The 21,936-nt window shown below is 58.6% G+C and carries 4 protein-coding genes; 1 reads left to right on the forward strand and 3 read right to left on the reverse strand.

All coding sequences use genetic code 11. The features are described 5' to 3' along the window. Positions 1-44: 44 nt before the first annotated feature. From K5Y30_RS09090 to speA, 3 genes are all read right to left on the reverse strand, one after another. Positions 45-16,139 (reverse strand): Ig-like domain-containing protein, encoded by a 16,095-nt coding sequence (locus K5Y30_RS09090; RefSeq protein ID WP_222211108.1) that lies wholly within the window; start codon positions 16,137-16,139, stop codon positions 45-47. A gap of 308 nt (positions 16,140-16,447) precedes the next feature. Further along, positions 16,448-17,137, reverse strand: coding sequence for an EAL domain-containing protein (locus K5Y30_RS09095; RefSeq protein WP_176972868.1), 690 nt, complete (start codon positions 17,135-17,137; stop codon positions 16,448-16,450). Between the two features lie 714 nt (positions 17,138-17,851). Further along, positions 17,852-19,831, reverse strand: coding sequence for a biosynthetic arginine decarboxylase (gene speA / locus K5Y30_RS09100; protein ID WP_101761914.1), 1,980 nt, complete (start codon positions 19,829-19,831; stop codon positions 17,852-17,854). A gap of 782 nt (positions 19,832-20,613) precedes the next feature. On the opposite strand from speA, the gene metK reads away from it, so the two are divergent. Then, positions 20,614-21,768: a methionine adenosyltransferase gene (metK, locus tag K5Y30_RS09105; protein ID WP_222185512.1), complete on the forward strand. Its 1,155-nt coding sequence runs from the start codon at positions 20,614-20,616 to the stop codon at positions 21,766-21,768. Positions 21,769-21,936: the final 168 nt, after the last annotated feature.

The following is a 21,936-nucleotide window of genomic DNA, read 5'->3' on the forward strand; positions in this document are numbered from 1 at the left end:
GGCACATCCCTGTGCCCTAACTGCATCCCTGCATCACAGAGCGATTACGCCGTGTGGTTTTGGTGCGGTTGTTGCAGCAGCTCCTCCAGAGAAACGTTCACGCCTTCCAGCGTAATCAGCTGAGTGGTGCTGTAACCCGTACCGGTACCATCACGGTCAATGGAGAGCACCGTATTGCCATCTGAAGTATGATCCACTTTCACGAAATCATTAATATTACTTGTGGAATCATTCCAGCCGATAAGCAAGTTACTGACGTCAATTTTGTCGCCTTGCGCGACATTGAAGTCGGTCCAGGTATCGTGACCGTTACCGCCGGTAGCATCCGCACTCGCCAGTAAGTGATACACCAACGTATCTGCGCCGGCACCGCTGGTGATGGTGTCGTCGTAGGCACCGCCGGTTAGCGTGTCAGCCCCCGTGGTTCCTGTGATAGTTGGATGCAGCTCAATGGTGAACGACTGCGTGGTGATGGTGCCATCGCTCGCCGCCAGGGTGTAACTGAACACCTCTTTATGGGTAATGGATTGTCCATCCACGCCCGCATTCAGTGAATAGGTGTAGTTACCGTTGGCGGCAATACTCAGCACACCAAAGTCCCCAGCAACCGATGTGGAACCCACGCTGTGAACCGTGGTGATATCGCCGTGTTCATTAGTGATACTCAAGGTTCCGGTGTGCGTGCCCGATGCTGAACCGTAGATGCTGCCGCTGGCGTCGTGGTCATTGGTGGCTTCGGCCACCAGACTGTTGATCGCCAGCAGCGTGCTGGTGGATGCACCGTTGTGCAGGTTCACCGTCAGGCTGGCCGAGGTCACCGCGCCGCTGGCATCACGCACCGAATAGGTGAAGACGTCGGTGGCTGGCACCAGATCGGCATCCAGTCCCGCCTTCAGCGTATAGGTGTAGTTACCGTGCGAATCGATGGTCAGCGTACCGTAGCTGCTGGTGATCACCGTGTTACCGGTAGCCGCAATCGCATTGCCAGTCACCTGGGTGACCACCGTACCGTTCGGCACCGTACCGGCGACGGAGCTGGTATCGTTGGTCAACAGGTTGCCGGTGACAGTTGCCGCCACGGTCAACGCCAGCGTCGTAATATCCGACGTGGTGGTGACGGTAGTCGATGGCAACACGCCAACGCCGGTGCTGGTGCCTAACAGCACGGCATAGTTACCTGTACCGAGGTTGCTGTAAGTCACGTTGCCACCGGTTTGTGTACCAATGGTCAGAACCGTGGTGATGTAGTTGGCGTTGCTGGATTTCAGCGCCCAGGTGCCGTTCGCCTGCTGTTGATAGAGGTACAAGGTGTAAGTCGATGTCAGCGCCGCCAGGCTGGTGGCCGAGGCGTGTAATGTCACCGTGCGCGTATCCCCTGCGCCAACGTTAAACATATAGGCGTTAGTGCTGCTCAATACTCCCACACCCAGCACGCTGCCGAGGTTAACGCTCAGCAATGCGACGCTGGTCGAACTGGTATTGGCATTGGTGATGGTGCCGATTTGGGTGGTGTAATCCACTTCGTTGACATCATTCGCCGCCACGATTTGAATCGCACCGGTCAGCGGGGTGCTGGTCGATACGTTGCCTGCGCGGTCAGTCTGAATCACCGACAGCGAAGCACCGGTGGTTTGCGCCGTACTCAGGCTCACCGACCATGAACCGCCGCTGCCTACCGTCGTTGTACCCAGCGCGTTACCGCCCGCATCACGTACCGTTACCGTTGCCCCCACTTCACCGCTACCGGTGACCGTGGTACCGGCACCGTTGATTGCAAGGCCACTTACCGCCGCAGGCGGCACAGTATCAACGTTCACCGTCACCGCCGTGTTACCGGTGCTGACGTTACCCGCCGAATCGGTCACCGTTACGCTCAACGGATGCGCGCCGTTCGCCAGTGCGCTGGGGGTGTAAGTCCAGCTGCCACCGGCACCGACCGTTACTGAACCCAGCGCGGTGGTGCCATCGTAGATGGTGACAATCGTGCCCACTTCCGCCGTGCCGTTCAGCACTGGCGTGGTATCACGGGTGTAGGCGCCATTGGTCAGCGTCACCGGCGTGCTGCCGGCGTCGTCGGTAATGGTGAGCGTACTGGCCGTTGGCGCCACGGTGTCGATGCGCAGCGTGGTCGAGGCGTTCGGGCTGACGTTGCCCGCCGCATCGGTCGCCGTCACGTTCAGCGTGTGCGTGCCGTTGCTCAGCGTAGTCGAGACGAAGCTCCATGTGCCGCCGCTGCCCACCGTGGTGGTACCCAGCAGTGTGGTGCCGTCGTACACGCTGATCCGTGCCCCGACTTCACCGTTACCGGTCAACAGCGGCGTGCTGTCGTTGGTGATGCCGTTATTCGGAATGGTCACCGCCGTGCTGCCGTTGTTATTGGCAGCGACCAGGTTAGTGACCGCCGCTGGCGGCGTGGTATCGATAATGACCGACGCCGACGTCGTCCCGCTGACGTTACCGGCCGTGTCCGTTACCGTCACGCTCAATGGATGCGTGCCCTGCGTGAGCGCGGCGGTGGTGAAGGTCCATGCGCCAGTGCTGCCCGCAATCGCCGTGCCTAACAAGGTGCCACCATCGTAGATCGAGACGCGGCTGCCCGCTTCCGCCACGCCGCTCAACGTTGGCGTGGTGTCGTTGGTAGCACCGCCGCTCGGCACCACGGTACTGGTGACATCATTGGTGATCACCAGCGTTGACGCCGCTGGAGCCACGGTATCCACCGTAATGGAAACCGTCGCCGATGCCGCACTGGTGTTACCCGCTGCATCGGTCACCGTCACGCTCAGCGGATGGGGGCCGTTGCTCAGGGTCGCGGTGGTGAAGCTCCAGGCACCTGAACCATTGGCGGTGGTGGAACCTATCACGGTGGTACCGTCGTAGATGGTCACAATCGCGTTGGCTTCCGCCGTGCCGCTCAGGGTTGGCGTGGCGTCATCGGTGAAGGCACCGTTCGCCAGCGGCCCCTGAATAGTGCCGACATCATCATTGATCACCAGATTGGTCACCGGATTCGGCGCCACGGTATCAATCGTCAGGGTGGTTGAGGCGTTCGGGCTCACGTTGCCCGCCGCATCGGTTGCCGTAACGTTCAAGGTGTGCGCACCGTTGCTCAGCGCCGTCGAGACGAAGCTCCATGTGCCACCGCTGCCCACCGTGGTGGTGCCCAGCAGCGTGGTGCCATCGTAAACGCTGATCTTCGCGCCAATCTCGCCGGATCCGGTCAACAGCGGCGTATTGTCGTTGGTCACGCCGTTGTTCGGAATGGTCACCGCCGTACTGCCGTTATTGTTAGCGGCCACCAGATTGGTGACTGCCGCTGGCGGCGTGGTATCGATGGTTACCGAGGCCGAGGTACTGCCACTAACGTTACCGCCCGCGTCGGTGACCGTAACGCTGAGTGGATGCGTGCCGGTGGAGAGTACGTCGGTGGTGAAGGTCCACGCGCCTGTGCCATTCGCAATCGCCGTCCCCAGCAACGTCGCGCCATCATAAATCGATACGCGGCTGCCCGCTTCCGCCACGCCGCTCAGCGTTGGGGTGTTGTCGTTGGTGAAGCCACCACTCGGCACCGTGGTACTGGTGATGTCGTTAGTGATCACCAGCGTTGAGGCCGCTGGCGCCACGGTGTCTACCGTGATGGAAACCGGCGTGGTGGCGGCACTGGTGTTACCCGCCGCATCTTTCACCGTTACGCTCAGCGGATGCACACCGTTGCCTAGCGTGGTAGTGGTGAAGTTCCACGCACCGCCCGTGCCGGCCACCACTGAACCCAGCACCGTGGTGCCGTCGTAGATAGTGACAATCGCATTCGCTTCCGCCGTACCGCTCAGCGTTGGTGTGGCATCATCGGTCACCGCACCGTCCGCCAGTGGCCCCTGAATGCCGCCCACATTATCGTTGATCACCAGGTTAGTGACGGGCGCCGGTGCCACGGTATCCACCGTCAGAGTCAGCGTTGCATTCGGGCTGACATTGCCCGCTGCATCCGTCGCCGTGACGTTGAAGGTGTGCGCCCCCTCCGCCAGCGTTGGCGTGGTGAAGCTCCATGCGCCGTTAGTGCCTGCGGTAACAGAACCGATAATCGAGGTGCCATCGCGGATAATCACCAGACTGCCCGCTTCTGCCGTACCGCTCAGCGCTGGCGTGTTGTCATTGGTGCTGCCGTTATTGGCAATCGCCACCGGCGTACTGCCGTTGTTGTTGGCCGCGGCCAAACCGGACACCGCCCCCGGCGCGACGGTATCGATAATCACCGTGGCCGAGGTGCTGCCGCTGACGTTACCCGCCGCATCGGTGACCGTGACGCTCAGTGAATGAGAGCCTTGCGTCAGGACGTCGGTGGTGAAGGTCCATGCGCCGTTGCTGCCTGCCACCGCCGTACCCAGCAGCGTGCTGCCATCGTAGATTGATACGCGGCTGCCCACTTCCGCCGTACCGCTCAGCGTTGGCGTGCTGTCGTTGGTTGCACCACCATTCGGCACCGTGGTGCTGGTGAGATCATTAGTGATTAACAAGGTTGCGTTGGCTGGCGCCACCGTATCGACATTGACCGTGAAGTTGGTCGCCGCGCTGGTGTTACCGGCTGCATCGCGCACCGTCACGCTCAACGGATGCGATCCGTCGCTCAATGCGGCAGTGGTAAAGCTCCACGCACCATTGCTGCCCGCCACCACAGAACCCAACACCGTGGTGCCTTCCGAGATAATCACGATATTGCCAGCGGTGGCATTACCGCTCAGCGTTGGCGTGTTGTCATCGGTCGCCGCACCGCTGGTGAGTGCCCCTTGTGTTGCACCTACGTTGTCAGAAACCACCAGATCGGTGACTGGCGTTGGCGCTGCCGTGGTCACAGTGAAGCTGATCGCCGCATTCGGGCTGACGTTACCGGCGAGATCGGTCGCCGTCACGTTCAGGGTATGCAGACCATCAGCCAGCGTGGGTGACGTGAAGCTCCATGCGCCGTTGCTGCCTGCGGTGACAGAACCGATAACGTCGGTGCCATCACGGATCACCACCACGCTGCCCGCATCTGCCGTACCGCTCAGTGCTGGCGTGTTGTCGTTGGTGCTACCCCCCGCAGCGATGGTCACCGGCGAACTGCCGTTGTTGTTGGCAGCAGTCAAACCGCTCACCGCCGTTGGTACGACGGTATCCACAATCACCGTTGCCGTGCTGGATGCCACGCTGGTGTTACCGGCTGCATCTGTCACGCGCACGGTGAGCGGATGGCTGCCTTCGCCCAGTACCGGTGAAATAAAGCTCCATGCTCCGCCTGTTCCGGCAGCAACCGAACCGAGCAAGGTCGTACCGTCGTAAACGGTGATCACACTGCCAACTTCTGCGGTACCGCTCAGCGTCGGCGTGTTGTCGTTGGTCGAACCGCCATTTGGCACCACTGTGCTGGTGACGTCGTTGGTGACCACCAGCGTCGAAGCGTTGGGTGCCACGGTATCGACCGTGAGGTTCACAACATCAGAGCGTGGACTGACGTTACCCGCCGCATCCGTCACGGTGACGCTCAGCGCATGTCCGCCCTGACTCAGCGTTGGCGACGTGAAGTCCCACTCACCGCTACCATTGGCGACCGTTGAGCCGATAACCGTGTTGCCGTCATAAATCGTAACAATGCCGTTGGCTTCCGCGAGACCGGCGAGCCGCGGGGTACTGTCGTTGGTGGTGCCATTGTTAGCAATGGGCACGGTTACGCCGTCATTGTTATTAGCGGCAGAGAGGTTAGTTGCTGCAAGCGGTGCCACGGTATCAATAGTGAAATTCACCGTTGGCGAGGTTGCGCCCGGATTACCCACTGAATTGACCGTGGTGACATAGATGCCGTGCGGTCCATCATTCAGCGTTGGCGTGAAGGTCCACTGTCCGGTCGCACCGACGGTAACGCTACCCAACACGGTAGCACCATCGTGAATGGTAATCACATCCCCCACATCTGCCGCGCCGGTTAATACCGGCGTGCCGTCCTTGATATTGGCGCCGTCATTCACGGTAACCAGTGAATTGCCGCTATCGTCGGTGATCACCAGCGTACTGACCGCTGGCGGCAGATCCGCCGTGATATTGAGCGTAAACGCCGGACTGCTTGCCGCGCTGACGTTGCCTGCTACATCGGTCACTGTGAAGGTGAAGTTATGCTCGCCGTTAGAGAGCGCGCTGCCCGGCGTGAAGCTCCATGTGCCGCCAGTAGCGATCACGGTGCCCAGCAGCGTGGTGCCATCGTAAACCGATACTCGGCTGCCCGCTTCAGCGGAGCCGCTCAGCGTTGGCGTGCTGTCATCGGTGGTGTCACCCGACGTCAACGGACCGGTGCTGCCCCCCTCATCGTCTGTTACGACAAGATCGCTGACCGTTGCCGGTGCAGCCGTATCAATATTAATCGTAATCGGTATCGCTTCCGGGCCCGTCGTCCCCGCAGCGTTGGTGACTGAAACGGTGAAGCTGTGCTGGCCATCATCTAAAGCCGCAGTTTCAAAGCGCCACTCGCCGTTCTCGCCTACCGTGGTGGTGCCAAGAAGATCGCTGCCCTCGTAGATGTTGATGATGGTGCCCGCTACACCGGTTCCGCTCAGCAAAGGCGTGTTGTCGTTGGAGTCACCGTCATCCGCCACCTGCACGGTGGTAGTGGCCGCATTATTGTAAATAGCAAAGCTCGACACCGCTGCCGGCGTAGAGGTGTCCACCGTCAGTGATACCGAGGCATTGGCGCTCACGTTGCCCGCCGCATCGGTTACGGTGACATTCAGCGTATGCGTTGCGTCCGTCAGCGCGCTGGTGGTGATGCTCCATGCGCCGTTGCTGCCTGCTACGGCTGAACCCACTAAGGTAGTGCCGTCATAGACGCGAACAATCGCGTTGGCTTCCGCCGTGCCGCTGATGGCTGGTGTGCTGTCATTGGTAATGCCGCCATCGGCAATGGTCACCGGTGAGCCACCATTGTTATTTTGCAGCAGCAGATCGTCAGCCGGCTGCGGTGCGGTGGCATCCACCACCACGGTAAAGGTCGAGGATGGCGAACTGACGTTGCCGACCTCATCGGTTACGGTAGCGGTCAGCGTATGCGAACCCTCAGTTAAGGTCGGTGAGCTGAAGCTCCAGGTTCCGCCCGCCGTTGCGGTGGTCGAGCCGATAACGGTGGTGCCATCATAAAGAGTGACCAGGCTGCCCGCTTCCGCTGTGCCACTCAGCAACGGCGTGTTGTCGCTGGTGGTGGCGCCGTTCGGCACCAGTACGGGCGTCCCGCTGTTGTCATTGTTCACCACCAGCGTGGCTGGCGCTGGAACCACGCTGTCGACGGTAAAATCAATCGCCGGTGACGCTGTACTCACATTGCCCGCCGCATCCACCACGGTGGTGCTCAGGCTGTGCGCGCCCTCATCCAGCGTGGGTGAGGTGAAGCTCCACTGGCCGTTGCTGCCCACCGAAGCGCTACCGATGATGGTTGTGCCGTCACGGATAATCACCGTGCTGCCCGCTTCGGCGGTACCGGTGAGGAATGGCGTGTTGTCGTTGGTGAAGCCGCCGTTGGTAATAGCCACCGGCGACGTGCCTTCATCATTACTGGCCACCACGTTCAGCGCCGCATCTGGCGGTGTGGCATCAATCACGACACCAATGGTGCTCGGCGCACTGACGTTTCCTGCCGCATCGCTGGCCGTGACGCTAAAGGTATGGGTTCCATCCGCCAGCGCGCTCGCTGGCGTGAAGGTCCAGGTTCCGCCCGCCCCAACGGTGGTGGATCCCAACACGCCGTTTTGATCGGATACGGTGATGATGCTGCCCGCTTGTCCAGAACCGCTCAGCACCGGTGTGCTGTCGTTGGTGAGCCCGCCGTTCGGAATGCTAACGGGTGTACCAATATCGTTGGTCAGCGTCAGGCCGGTCGCCGCTGGTGGTGCCACGGTATCTACGGTGACGGTGATGGTGCTGCTTGCCGGTCCGGTGTTACCTGCGGCGTCACGCACCGTCACGCTCAGGTTGTGCGTGCCATCGGTCAGACTGGGTGAGAAGCTCCAGGCGCCCTGCGCATCGGCGACGGCGCTGCCCAGCACGGTGGTGCCGTCAGACACAATCACAATGCTGTTGGCTTCTGCGGTACCGCTCAACGCTGGCGTGTTGTCGTTGGTGGTGCCGTTATTGGCAATCGGCACCGGCGAACCGCCGTTGTCGTTGTTCAGCGCCAGCCCGGTTGCCGCAACAGGCGCAACGGTATCAACGTTAAAGGCGATTGCTGCGGAGGCAGGACCGATGTTACCGGCAGGATCGGTGACGGTCGCCGTCAGGCTGTGCGCACCTTCACCCAGCGTTGGCGTGGTGAAGCTCCACTGTCCGTTACTGCCAACAATCGCGGTGCCCAGCACGGTAGCGCCATCCAGCACGGTCACGGTGCTGCCGGCTGCTGCGGTACCGCTGATCGCCGGAGTGGCATCGTTGGTGCTGCTGCCCGCGGCAATCGCAACCGGTGAACTGCCGTTGTTGTTGTTCAGCGCGATCGCGCCCGGCGCCACCGGCGGCGTGGTATCAATACTGAAGTTCAGGGCCGCGGACGGCGAACTGACGTTACCTGCAGCATCGGTCACCGTGGTGGTCAGGCTGTGATCGCCCTCGCCCAGCTCCGGCGAAGTGAAGCTCCAGCTGCCGCCGCTGCCGACCACAACCGAGCCCAGCACGTTGCTGCCGTCAGAAACAATCACGATGCTGCCTGCTTCAGCGCTGCCGCTCAACACCGGTGTGGTGTCGTTGGTGGCGCCGCCTGCAGCAATCGGTACCGGCGTTTGGCCGGAATCATTGCTCAGTTGCAGCCCTGTCGCCGCATTCGGTGCCTCGGTATCGACGGTAAAGGCGATTGCCGTAGACGGAGCGCTGCTGTTGCCTGCGGCGTCAGTGACGGTTGCCGTCAGGCTGTGCGCGCCCTGGCTCAGCGCTGGTGAAGTGAAACTCCAGGTTCCATCGGTGCCAACAATCGTCGAGCCCAGCACGGTGGTGCCGTCACGCACGATGATGATGTTGTCCGCCTCGGCGGTACCGCTCAGTACCGGCGTGGTGTCGTTAGTGGCTCCGCCCGAGACGATTGGCGTTGGCGTGCTGCCCTGATCGTTACTGAGTACCACCGTAATCACGGCTGGCGGCGCGGTGATATCGATGGTAACCGCGTACGGCGTAGAGGCCGGGCCGACGTTACCGGCCGGATCGGTGACGGTAGCGGTCAGGCTGTGCGCGCCCTCGTCCAGCGGATTGGCCGGAGTGAAGCTCCATTTGCCATCGGTGCCGACGGTGGTGCTGCCCAGTACCTCGGTGCCATCACGCACCGTGACGACGCTGCCCGCTTCGGCACTGCCGCTCAACACTGGCGTGCTGTCGTTGGTGCGACCGCCGGTATCAACAGGAATCGCCGTGCCGCTGTTGTTATTGCTGAGCTGCAGATCGGTGGCGGCGGCTGGCGGTGTGGTATCCACGGTAAAGGTAACCGGCGTGGATGCGCCGCTGCTGTTGCCCGCCGCATCGGTGACGGTGGTGGTCAGGCTGTGTGCGCCCTCGCCCAGCGCGGCCGTTGGCGTAAAGCTCCAGTTGCCGTCGGTGTCCGCCGTGGCGGTCCCCAGCACGGTGGTGCCATCAAGTACCGTGACGGTGCTGCCCGCTTCGGCGCTGCCGCGCAACACCGGCGTGTTGTCGTTGGTGATGCCGCCAGCGGCAATCGCCGTGCCGCCATCGTTACTCAGCTGCAGGCCGGTTGAGGTTGCCGGTGGCTGCGTATCCACGGTGAAGTTAATCGGCGCAGACGGATCGCTGACGTTACCCGATGCGCTGGTGACGGTGGTGGTCAGGCTGTGCGCGCCTTCGCTCAACGCCGGAGTGCTGAAACTCCAGCTGCCGCCGCTGCCAACCACAACGGTGCCGAGCACGGTGGTGCCATCCAGTACGGTGACGGTGCTGCCCGCCGCTGCGCTACCGCTGAGCACCGGCGTGGTGTCATTGGTGGCGCCGCCGGACGCAATCGGCACTGGCGTGCCGCCGTTGTCATTGTTCAGCACCACGCTGCCCGCCACTGGAGGCTGAGTGGTGTCAATGTTGACGGTGATCGGAGTCGATGCCGGGCCAACGTTACCGGCCGGATCGGTGACGGTCGCAGTAAGCGTGTGCTCTCCCGCCGTCAACGGTGCGGTTGGGATCACGCTCCAGCTGCCATCACTGCCAACGGCTGCGCTGCCGATCACGGTCGTGCCATCACTCACCGTGACGATGCTGCCCGCTTCTGCGATGCCGCTCAGCGCAGGTGTGGTGTCATTAGTGGTGCCGCCCGCAGCAATCGGTACCGGCGTCGCTCCTTCGTTGTTGCTGAGTTGCAGACCCGTTGCCGCCGCAGGTGGCGTGATATCCACGGTGACCACAATGGGCGCAGAGGGCGCACCGGTGTTGCCCGCCGGACTGGTAACGGTGGCGGTCAGGCTGTGATTGCCCTCGTTCAGCGCTGGCGTGGTGAAGCTCCATGTTCCGCCGCTGCCGACAGTGACGGTACCGAGTACGGTAGCGCCATCAGAAACGGTAATGGTGCTGCCCGCTGCTGCGGTGCCGCTCAATACTGGCGTTGCATCATTGGTTGCCGCACCAGAGGGAATAGGAACAGACGTGCCGCTGCTGTCGTTACTCAGCTGCACACCGCCCGGTGCTGGCGGTGCCGTGGTATCGATGGTGAAGGTCAATGGCGCGCTGGCCGCGCCGGTATTGCCCGCCGCATCGGTCACGGTGGTGGTCAGGCTGTGTGAGCCATCGCCGAGCGCCGGAGAGGTAAAGCTCCAGTTGCCATCGTTGCCGACGGTCACCGAACCCAACGCCGTGCTGCCATCAGACACCGTCACGACGCTGCCCGGCTCCGCACGACCGCTCAACACCGGCGTGACATCGTTGGTGGTGCCGCCATCCGCGACCGGCACCAGCGTGCCGCTGCCATCGTTGCTCAGTTGCAAATCGGTCGCCGCTGCCGGTGGCGTGGTATCCACAATCACAATCACCACTGACGATGAAGGGCCGACGTTACCGGCAGTATCAGTGACGGTGGTGGTGAGATTGTGCTGCCCTTCACTCAGCGGATCGGTTGGTGTGAAACTCCAGTTGCCGTCGGTGCCGGTGGTTGCGGTGCCCAGCACCGTAGTGCCATCGCTCACCGTCACGGTGCTGCCCGGTTCGGCGGTGCCGTTCAGGGTTGGCGTGGTATCGCCGGTAGTGCTACCTGAAGCCAGCGGCGTGCCGTCGTCGTTGGTGAACTGCACATTGCCCGCCGCCGCTGGCGGTTGGGTATCAACGGTCACGGTCACCGGCGTTGAAGCCGGGCCGGTATTGCCCGCCGGATCGGTAACGGTTGAGGTCAGGCTGTGACCACCATCGCTCAGCGGTGGCGTGGTGTAACTCCAGTTGCCATCGTTGCCCACCGTGGTGGTGCCGAGCACGGTAGTGCCATCCGAGATGGTGACCGTGCTGCCCACTTCACCGCTGCCGGTTAGCGTTGGCGTGTTGGTGTTAGTGCTGCTGCCTTCCGGGATCGGCACACCTGCACCATCTTCCAGCGCCACGCCGGTTGGCGCGGTCGGCACCACGGTATCAATAGTGATGTTGATGGTTGGCGAATCGGTCTCCACGCCGGTCGTCGCGTTAGTGGCGACCGCATGGAAAGCGTAAGTGGCATCGGCCAGCGCCGCAGGTGTGAAGTTCCACTGCCCATCGCTACCCGCGACCGTGCTGCCAATGAGGGTGGTGCCGTTATACAGCGTGATCAGATCGCCCGCGCCCGCCTGGCCGCTAAGAATCGGCGTGGTGTCGTTAGTGCTGGAGTTGTTTGGCAGTTCAACCAGCGTGCTGCCGCTGTCGTCGGTCACCACCAGCAGGCTGCTGGTCGCCGGAACGCCAGCATCGACATTGAGGGTAAATACCGGCGACGACGGGCTAACATTGCCTGCCGCATCGGTGACGGTGGTGGTCAGGCTGTGTTGGCCGTTAGTCAGCGCGGCATCTGGCGTGAAGCTCCAGCTACCGTCGCTGCCCGCTGTCGCTGAGCCCAGTAGCGTGGTGCCGTCATAAACGCGCACCACCGATCCCGCTTCGGCGGTGCCGCTCAGGGTTGGCGTGCTGTCGTCGGTGATAGTGCCCGAAGTCAACGGACCGGTGCTGCCGCCGACGTTATCATTGACCACCAAACCGCTGACCGGCGCTGGCGCGGTGGTATCTACGCTGAAGGCGATCGGTGTAGTCGCCGGGCTAACATTGCCCGCCGCATCGGTCACGGTGGTGCTCAGGCTGTGATTGCCCTCCGCCAGCGTCGGTGTGGTAAAGCTCCAGTTACCGTCGCTGCCGACCGTCACGGTACCCAACACGGTGGTGCCATCAAGGATAGTAACGGTGCTGCCCGCTTCCGCGCTGCCGCTTAAGACTGGTGTCGCATCATTGCTGGCCCCGCCAGCGGTAACTGGCTGCGTAATGCTGCCCGCATCGTTGGTGAGTTCCACGTCGGTTGCGGCATCGGGCGCAATAGTATCGACGGTGATGTTAATGGTTGCGGTATCAGTGACGTTGCCGTTGGCATCAGTAATGGTGCCGTGCAACGCATGCGGACCATTGCCTAAACCGGTGACATAGAAAATCCACTGACCGTTACTGCCCGCCGTGGTGCTGCCCAGCACGGTGGTGCCGTCATACAGGGTTATGATATTGCCGGGCCCCGCCAAACCGGTTAATACCGGGCTGTCATTGTTGGTGCTGCCGCCGTCAGTCAGTTGACCCACGATATTGCCGTTTTCATCCGTCACTTCCAGCGACGATGTGGCTGGCGGAATAGCCGCATCAACGTTGATCACAATCGGCGGACTGGCTGGGCCGACGTTACCGGCGCTGTCCGTAGCGGTGACGGTGAAGGTATGGCTGCCATTGCTCAACGCTGGCGTGGTGAAACGCCATGTGCCGTCGGTGTCCACGGTGGTGTTACCCAGCAGCGTGGTGCCATCGTAAATACTGATGGTGGCATTCGGCTCGCCGGTGCCGCTAAGGGTTGGTGCGCGGTCATCGGTGGTATCGCCGGACGTTAACGGCCCTTGAACCGCGCCGACGCTATCTTCGATCACTACATCGGCAATAACGGCTGGCGGCGTGGTATCCACTGTTAAAGTAACGGCTGGCGACGCCGGACCGGTGTTACCGGCCGGATCGGTGACGGTGGTGGTGAGGCTGTGGTTGCCGTCACTCAGGGTTGGCGAGGTGAAGCTCCAGCTGCCGTCGCTGCCCACCGTTGCGCTGCCGATCACGTTGGTGCCATCCAGCACGGTAACGGTGCTGCCCGGTTCTGCGGTGCCGCTCAAGGTTGGCGTGTTGTCATTGCTGGTGCCGCCAGAGGCAATGGGTACCACGGTGCTGCCGCTGTTATCGCTCAATTGTAAGTCGCCAGCCGCTGCCGGCGCGGTGTTATCAATAGTGATGTTGAGGGTGCCGGAATCGGTCACATTGCCATTGGTATCAGTGGCCGTGGCGTGGAAGGCATAAGTCCCGTCAGCCAGCGCGGTAGCTGGCGTAAAGCTCCATTGCCCATCCGCACCCGCGACGGTGCTGCCGAGCAGCGTGGTGCCGTTATATAACTCGATGAGCGCGCCCGCCGAGGCCAGACCGCTCAAGGTTGGCGTGGTGTCCTGCGTGCTGGAACCTTCTGGCAACAGGCGAAGTGTGCTGCCGCTGTCATCGGTGATTTCCAGCGTGCTGGTGGTTGGCGGTACGCCAGCGTTGACGGTGAAGCCAACACCGGTTGTCGCCGGGCTGACGTTACCTGCCGCATCGGTCACCGTTACGCTGAGCGAATGGCTACCGTTGCTCAACGTTGGCGTAGTAAAGCTCCAGGTGCCGTCGTTGCCAACGGTGACGCTGCCGAGCAGCGTGCTGCCATCATAAATTTTGACGATGGCGTTGGCTTCACCGTTACCGGATAGCGTGGGTGTGCTGTCGTCGGTGGTGCCGCCCGCGGTGATTGGGCCGGTTGCAGCACCGACGTTATCGCTGATCACCACATTACTGGCACCCGCAGGTGGCTGAGTATCCACGGTAAAGGCGATCGGCGTCGAGGTTGGACCCACATTACCTGCCGCGTCGGTGACCGTGGCGGTCAGGCTGTGACCGCCTTCGGTTAAGGTCGGCGCAGTGAAGCTCCATGACCCATTGCTGCCCACGGTTGCCGTACCGAGCACGGTATCGCCATCACGCACGGTGACGGTGCTGCCCGGTTCAGCGGTGCCGCTCAGCACCGGCGTGGTGTTATTGGTCGCGCCACCGGCGACAATCGGTTGTAGCGTGCTGCCATCGTTATCGCTCAGCGTTACGCCACCAGCCGCAGCGGGCGCGACGGTATCCACCGTGATGGTGATAGTTGGCGTTTGCGTCACGCTGCCCGCGTTGTTATCGACGGTGGCGTGCAGCGCGTAGGAACCGTCAGCCAACGCAGTTGGGGTAAAGGTCCACTGACCATCGCTGTCCGCGACCACGCTACCCAGCACTGTGGTTCCGTTATACAGCGTGATCAGCGCACCCGCCGTGGCCAGGCCGCTCAGCGTTGGCGTGTTGTCGTGAGTGCTGGCACCGTTGCTGAGCTGCACCAGCGTGTTGCCGGAATCATCGGTGATTTCCAGCGACGTTGTGGCCGGCGGAATAGCCGCCTGCACGGTGATCTCATAAGGGACAGATGGCGCACTGACGTTGCCAGCCGCATCGGTCACGGTCACAGTCAGGCTGTGGCTGCCGTTACTCAGAGCGCTGGTGGTGTAACTCCAGTTGCCATCGGAACCCACCACCGCCGTACCCAGCAGCGTTTGCCCATCATAAACGCTGACGATTGCGCCCACTTCACCGCTGCCGGTAAGCGTCGGCGTGTTGTCATCGGTCGTCCCGCCGTTATTTACGGTGCCGCCGCTGCCGCCTGAATTATCGTTAACCTGCAGGTCGATGACTGCTGCTGGCGCTTGCGTATCCACGGTGAAAGTGATGGTCGCTGGCGTGCTGACGTTGCCCGCCGCATCGGTGGCGGTGATGCTCAACGTATGGCTGCCCTCACCCAGCGCTGGGCTGGTAAAACTCCATGCGCCATTGCTGCCCACGGTGACACTGCCGAGCACCGTATCGCCATCGCGGATGGTGATAATCGAGCCCGCTTCCGCCGTTCCGCTCAGCACTGGCGTGGTGTCTTTGGTCGCGCCGCCGTTAGGTATGGGCTGCGCAGTCGAGCCGCTGTTGTTAATAACGCTCAGGTCGCCAACCGTTGCGGGCGCCACGGTATCCACGGTGAAATCCACCGGATTGGTCGCTGGGCTGGTGTTCCCCGCCGCGTCGGTGACGGTAGCGGTCAAACTATGCTGACCCTCCGCCAGCGCTGGCGTGGTAAAGCTCCAGCGGCCATCGGCGCCAACGGTGACAGTGCCGAGCAGCGTGCTGCCATCGTAGATGCTGACAATCGCGCCCGCTTCAGCGGTGCCGCTCAGCGTGGGTGTGTTGTCATCGGTAATGGCACCCGCGCCAATCGCGCCCTGGTACGGACCTACGGCGTCGTTGATCACCAAATCCGTGATGGCGGTTGGCGGCGTAGTGTCGTTTCCACCGGGATCGGTGGGATTGGTTGGGTTGGTAGGATTAGTTGGGTTGGTGGGATTGCCGCCGTTGTTACCGTCATCGGGATTGGTCGGCGAGGCATTACCGCCACCACCACCTGAACCGGCAAACAGCGCACCTAAGCCCGCCAGGGCCGCACCACCGATACCAAAGGCAGCAATGGTGCCGTTATTGGTGGTGTTTTCCGCTAACAGTCCTTCGGTGCTGTCGATTGAAACGTACTGGAAACCTTCTGTACCGGGATCTTCAACCCACCACATGGCGCCGCGATCGTCCTGCAGAACCAGATCGCTATCGCCATTCGGGCTATAAAAATTATGAATAACAACCACTTCACCAGACTTCGTGGTGACGACTAAATCATTACCATTGCGTGTGAAAGACTTAATATCAGACTGATTAAGATGCAGCTTCACCAAACTCGGAGCGGTCAAATTAACTTGATTTCCACTCAGCTCAGAAGCAACGGTCCCACCTTTTGGGGTTACTGAGATATTATTCATGTTATCGAGATCCCGCAGTTTCCATAATCACGCCCGGCATCAGCAGACACCGGCTTTCACAGCGAATAATCGCGACGATTATTCACTTCTTCTCTTGATCGATTTCATACAGGCTGAGAATGAAATCGCGTTGAGTTTTGTTTAGCCGCCATCCTGATAACTGATTGGTTTTATTTCTTAAAATCACCACGGGAAAAATATATTTATTCTCAAGCGGCCGGGCACAAATGACGTGAAAAGCATAAAGCCCAGGCTTTGACATTTTTTTACTTTCCCGAGGGATGAAACCAACCCAATAATTTTCAGGATTAAGCTAATAAATCATCGAGATAGACGCTCTGCCACAAATAGCCCTGCATGCCATAAATTGCTTTATGCGACAGCAGGTCGACCTGTTGTTGATTTTCAACACCCTCAACGATGACGCCGTTGCATAATTCGTTGAGATGGTCGAGCAGAATGTCAAAGGTGCGACCGTCGCCAAATTGCCAAAAAAATTCTTTGTCAATCTTGACGATTTCAAATATTCCGCTATCAAACATGGAAAGGTTAGAATAACCCGGACCAAAGTCATCGAGCCATAAAGGGGCTGGCGTCACTTTCGCGACACCTTTTAAAATCAACAGATCGGCGCTATTAAATCGCGCAGTAAAGAATGCTGATATTTCCAGACGCAACAGCGTCAGTTGAGCCAGTTTTTCTTGTATTTCAGCATCTTTAAAAATGCTGGCTACGATATCTCTATCAACATTGACACTGACAATCTGGTCGAACCCTTTCTGGTATAGCTGAATAAGTTTTTCGATCTGGTGGAGGAATAACTGCCATTTAACGTCAGCAGAAAGCTGACTGAAGAACCCAACATCCCTTTCAGGGTTACGCTTATTATTGATATCTGCGTCGTCTGCAAGACGCGTTAACAATTCCCTGGCAATCACCTGGCCGGATAAATCGTAAACCGGCTCCAACAAGAACACTGTCTTCGGTTGATTGCTCATTTCATATCCTTACTGCAACTGCCTGATAGCCTTAAACTGTCAGGATTTCTCATGTAAGAAGTAAGGTAAACATTGATAAAACTTAATGTCTTAACTGAAGGTTAACGTACTACTTACACTTTGAGAAATAGATTTCAGTAAACACTCTAGGTAACTTCAATCGTTTAAATCAATCAATAACGTAAGTAAATTTCTCTAAAATTCACAAAAGCTCAGAAAATTCTTAATCTAATTTAACTTATCTTTTACTTTAAGAGATCTGTAAAAACATTATCGAATTGAAAAATAATGATAAAAAAAGATTCTGCACGATTTGATAGCTCTCCTTAACTCAAATTGCAAAATGTTTTATCTGGCATCTATGCTTCCAAAAAGCGCCAATAACCACTAATTTCCATAGTGACTATTAAAATCTTAATGTTTAAATTTTTATTATGCATTGCAAAGAATACATAACAGAATAACTGCTTAATCCATGATAAATCAGTAAGTAAGGTAAGGATATTAAGAAAATAATCAGCGTTGCCGACTCGCTTTATTAGAGAAAAGAAGGAGATAGCATTTGGGGAGGTAAATGTGGGATTTACGTGGCGGGTTACAAATAAGCCAAAGGTGATCGTCTTCACAAATCAAATTAAATTATTGTTGCCAGGCGCGGATATAGCAGGAAAAGCGAAAACCGAGCCCTTGCGAGCTCGGTTTAAGAGCAATTAATTACTCATCTTCTAAATAGGTATAACCGTACAAGCCACTCTCGAATTCAGACAAGAACTGCGCGCGCAGCTCTTCATCTATATCCGTTTGTTGCGTTACCTGATCGCGGAACAGCGTCATCAAATCGTTAGGATTCAGCTGCACGTACTCAAGCATATCCGCTACGGTATCGCCCTCATCCGACAGCTGAACTTCCACGCTGCCATCCGGGAACGCAAACACATCAACCGCTTCGGTATCACCGAACAGGTTATGCATGTTGCCGAGAATTTCCTGATACGCGCCCACCATAAAGAAGCCGAGCATCGGCGGATTGTCGATGTCGTATTCCGGCATCGGCATGGTGGTGGCAATGCCATCGCCATCGACGTAGTGATCGATGGTGCCATCGGAGTCACAGGTGATGTCGAGCAACACCGCGCGACGCTTCGGCATTTTATTCAGCCCTTCCAGCGGCAGCACCGGGAACAGCTGATCGATACCCCACGCATCCGGCATTGACTGGAACAGCGAGAAGTTGACGTAAATCTTATCCGCCATGCGCTCCTGCAGCTCATCAATGATCGGGCGATGCGCGCGGTTGCTGGGATCGAGATGCTGCTGAATGTAGTGGCAGATGCTCAGATAAAGCTGCTCTGCCCAGGCGCGCTGGCCGAGATCGTAGGTGCCTGATGAATAACCGGTATGGATGTCGAACAGATCCATTTGGCTATCGTGCAGCCATTCGCGCAGCGAACGACGCACGTCAGGTTCGTGCATCTCCTGCCACGTATCCCACAGGCTCTGAATCGGACGCGGTGAATCGGCATCCGGTGCCACCGGCGTGCTGAACTCGTTACGCTCAACACCAATGATGTTGGACACCAGCACGGTGTGGTGCGCCGTCACCGCACGACCTGACTCGGTGATCACGGTTGGATGTTCCAGCCCGTTCTCTTCACAGGCATCGCCAATCGCCCAAATCACGTTGTTGGCGTATTCGTTCAGACCGTAGTTGACCGAGCAATCTGACTGCGAGCGGGTTCCTTCATAATCCACGCCCAAACCGCCGCCCACATCGAAGCATTTGATGTTAACGCCCAGCTTCGCCAGCTCCACGTAGAAACGCGCCGACTCACGCACGCCGGTCGCGATGTCGCGGATGTTGGACATCTGCGAACCGAGATGGAAGTGCAGCAGTTGCAGGCTATCGAGACGGCCCGCTTTGCGCATGATATCGACCAGCTGTAATACCTGCGATGCCGCCAGGCCAAATTTCGATTTTTCACCGCCGCTCGACTGCCACTTGCCTGAGCCCTGCGACGCCAGACGCGCGCGGATACCGAGACGCGGAATCACGTTCAGACGCTCGGCCTCTTCCAGCACCAGACGCACCTCGGTCATCTTCTCGATCACCAGATAGACTTTGTGGCCGAGCTTTTCACCGATCAGCGCCAGACGAATATATTCGCGGTCTTTATAGCCGTTGCAGACAATCACCGAACGGGTTTTACCGGCGTGAGCCAGTACAGCCATCAGCTCGGCTTTCGAACCGGCTTCCAAGCCCAGCGGTTCGCCAGAGTTGACCAGCGACTCAATCACGCGCTTATGCTGATTCACCTTGATTGGGTAAACCAGGAAGTAGTCACCTTTATAGCCGTAAGATTCACGCGCGCGTTTGAAGGCGGCGTTAATCGAACGCAGACGATGCTGGAGAATCTGCGGGAAGCAGAACAGCGCCGGCAGACGTTGACCGTCGGCTTCGCGCTCTTTCACCAGCTTCGCTAAGTCAACGCGCACTTCCGGCTGATCCGGATCGGGACACACGCTGATGTGCCCCAGCTCGTTGACGTCGTAATAGTTGTTTCCCCACCAGGCAATGTTGTAGGTACGCAGCATTCTGCTCGCTTCCTGATCGTTCATCGCCACCTCCTGCATGGAGCGGAGTACACCTTGTTCGCCAGCTGACGAACCCTTGATATTCTTCATGTCGTCAGACATCGCGAACCTCAATTTTCCGTTGAAATATGAATTTGTTACCGAGTTTTGTCATGGTGGCGCCAGGTAAAAATTGCCTCATCCTGCTTGCTGCCTCTGTAAGGTTGCACTGTGCAATGCTGACTCTAAGTGTAAAACACCGCGCCAAAGTCGGGGCAAATAGCCTGAGACTTCCACGGTCAGTAGACAGCGAAATAGAGTAATAGATGCAGAGAAATGTTAACCGGCGCGCGTGTCGGGAGAATGAACACAACGTCGATAAGAGAAAAGAACGGGTTTGGAGTGTGAAAGGAGTACCAGCGCGCCAAAACAGCGCAGTGAACCAAAGCGAGAGAAAGAGTGGTTCATTACTTTAATCACCTCCATCGCCTGCTTAAAGCATGCGAGAAACGGCTTGGGTGAAGGTCAGATTAAATGGCATCTGACGGCGCGACGCACGGCGGCGTCATCCTTTGCGGCTGTGGTCGACAGCAGCGGCGTTTTATACAGCCACACGGGGTAAATTGCAAAATCTTTGTCAGTAACTGCGCGCGGTGTCAGGAAATGATTCCACTTAGGATGTTGCGGAAAATGCGGGATCGGAAAAAGCACTGGAAAAGTGCTCACTGAGTAACCTAGAATAGCCGTCCAGATGGTTTTCCATCTAAACTGATTAACATCCAGGCGGTGTGAGTTAATGCTCTCGCTGCCACTGCTTGCGGCTTTGCCTGAAGGGGCGTCGAGTCGGTCTGATCCCGCTTACGCTATGCAGTCGTATTCAAACCATTTTTAAGGTAAAGAACAGAATGGCTAAACACCTTTTTACATCTGAGTCCGTATCAGAGGGACATCCTGATAAAATCGCTGACCAAATTTCCGATGCCGTGCTGGATGCGATCCTTGAGCAGGATCCGAAAGCGCGCGTGGCCTGCGAAACTTACGTGAAGACCGGTATGGTGCTGGTTGGCGGTGAAATCACCACCAGCGCATGGGTTGATATCGAAGAGATCACCCGTAATACCGTACGTGAAATCGGCTATGTCCATTCCGATATGGGCTTTGATGCGAACTCTTGCGCAGTGCTGAGCGCGATTGGTAAGCAATCTCCAGACATCAATCAGGGCGTTGACCGTACCGATCCGCTGGAACAAGGCGCGGGCGATCAGGGCCTGATGTTCGGCTACGCCAGCAACGAAACCGATGTGCTGATGCCAGCGCCGGTCACCTACGCGCACCGTCTGGTGCAGCGTCAGGCTGAAGTGCGTAAAAGTGGTTCACTGCCGTGGCTGCGTCCGGATGCAAAAAGCCAGATCACCTTCCAGTACGATGACGGCAAAATTGTCGGTATCGATGCGGTTGTGCTCTCGACCCAGCATGCTGAAGATGTGACCACCGCCGATCTGCGTGAAGCGGTGATGGAAGAGATCATCAAGCCGGTTCTGCCGACTGAGTGGATCACCGCCAGTACCAAATACCACATCAACCCAACTGGCCGTTTTGTCATCGGTGGTCCAATGGGCGACTGCGGTCTGACCGGTCGCAAAATCATCGTTGATACCTACGGCGGCATGGCGCGTCACGGTGGCGGCGCGTTCTCAGGTAAGGATCCGTCAAAAGTCGACCGTTCTGCCGCTTACGCTGCACGTTATGTGGCGAAGAACATCGTCGCGGCTGGCCTGGCTGACCGTTGTGAAATCCAGGTTTCTTACGCCATCGGCGTGGCTGAGCCAACCTCGATCATGGTTGAAACTTTCGGTACCGAGAAAGTCTCCACCGAACAGCTGACGCTGCTGGTGCGCGAGTTCTTCGACCTGCGTCCATACGGCCTGATTCAGATGATGGATCTGCTGAAGCCGATCTACAAAGAGACCGCCGCATACGGTCACTTTGGTCGTGAGCACTTCCCGTGGGAGAAGACTGATAAAGCTGCGCAGCTGCGCGAAGCGGCGGGCTTGAAGTAAGCCCAGAAGCGACATCGTTATTGAGCCCGCCACTGGCGGGCTTTTTTGTACCCGTAGGGTCGTCATTTATGACGACCTGGTCCCCAACCACTCCAGCAACTTAAACCTCCAGTTGTCACTTCTTCCCCTCCGTCTACACTTCTTTCACCTCGCTTACAACTTAGTGAT

Origin of the sequence: Pantoea sp. DY-5, from assembly GCF_019795955.1 — a bacterium.
Lineage (GTDB): Bacteria > Pseudomonadota > Gammaproteobacteria > Enterobacterales > Enterobacteriaceae > Pantoea > Pantoea leporis.

Excerpts from the sequence above, each read along its gene's own strand:
- speA (WP_101761914.1), bottom strand. The coding sequence starts at position 19,831 with ATGTCTGACGACATGAAGAATATCAAGGGTTCGTCAGCTGGCGAACAA.
- K5Y30_RS09095 (WP_176972868.1), bottom strand. The coding sequence starts at position 17,137 with ATGAGCAATCAACCGAAGACAGTGTTCTTGTTGGAGCCGGTTTACGAT.
- metK (WP_222185512.1), top strand. The coding sequence starts at position 20,614 with ATGGCTAAACACCTTTTTACATCTGAGTCCGTATCAGAGGGACATCCT.
- K5Y30_RS09090 (WP_222211108.1), bottom strand. The coding sequence starts at position 16,139 with ATGAATAATATCTCAGTAACCCCAAAAGGTGGGACCGTTGCTTCTGAG.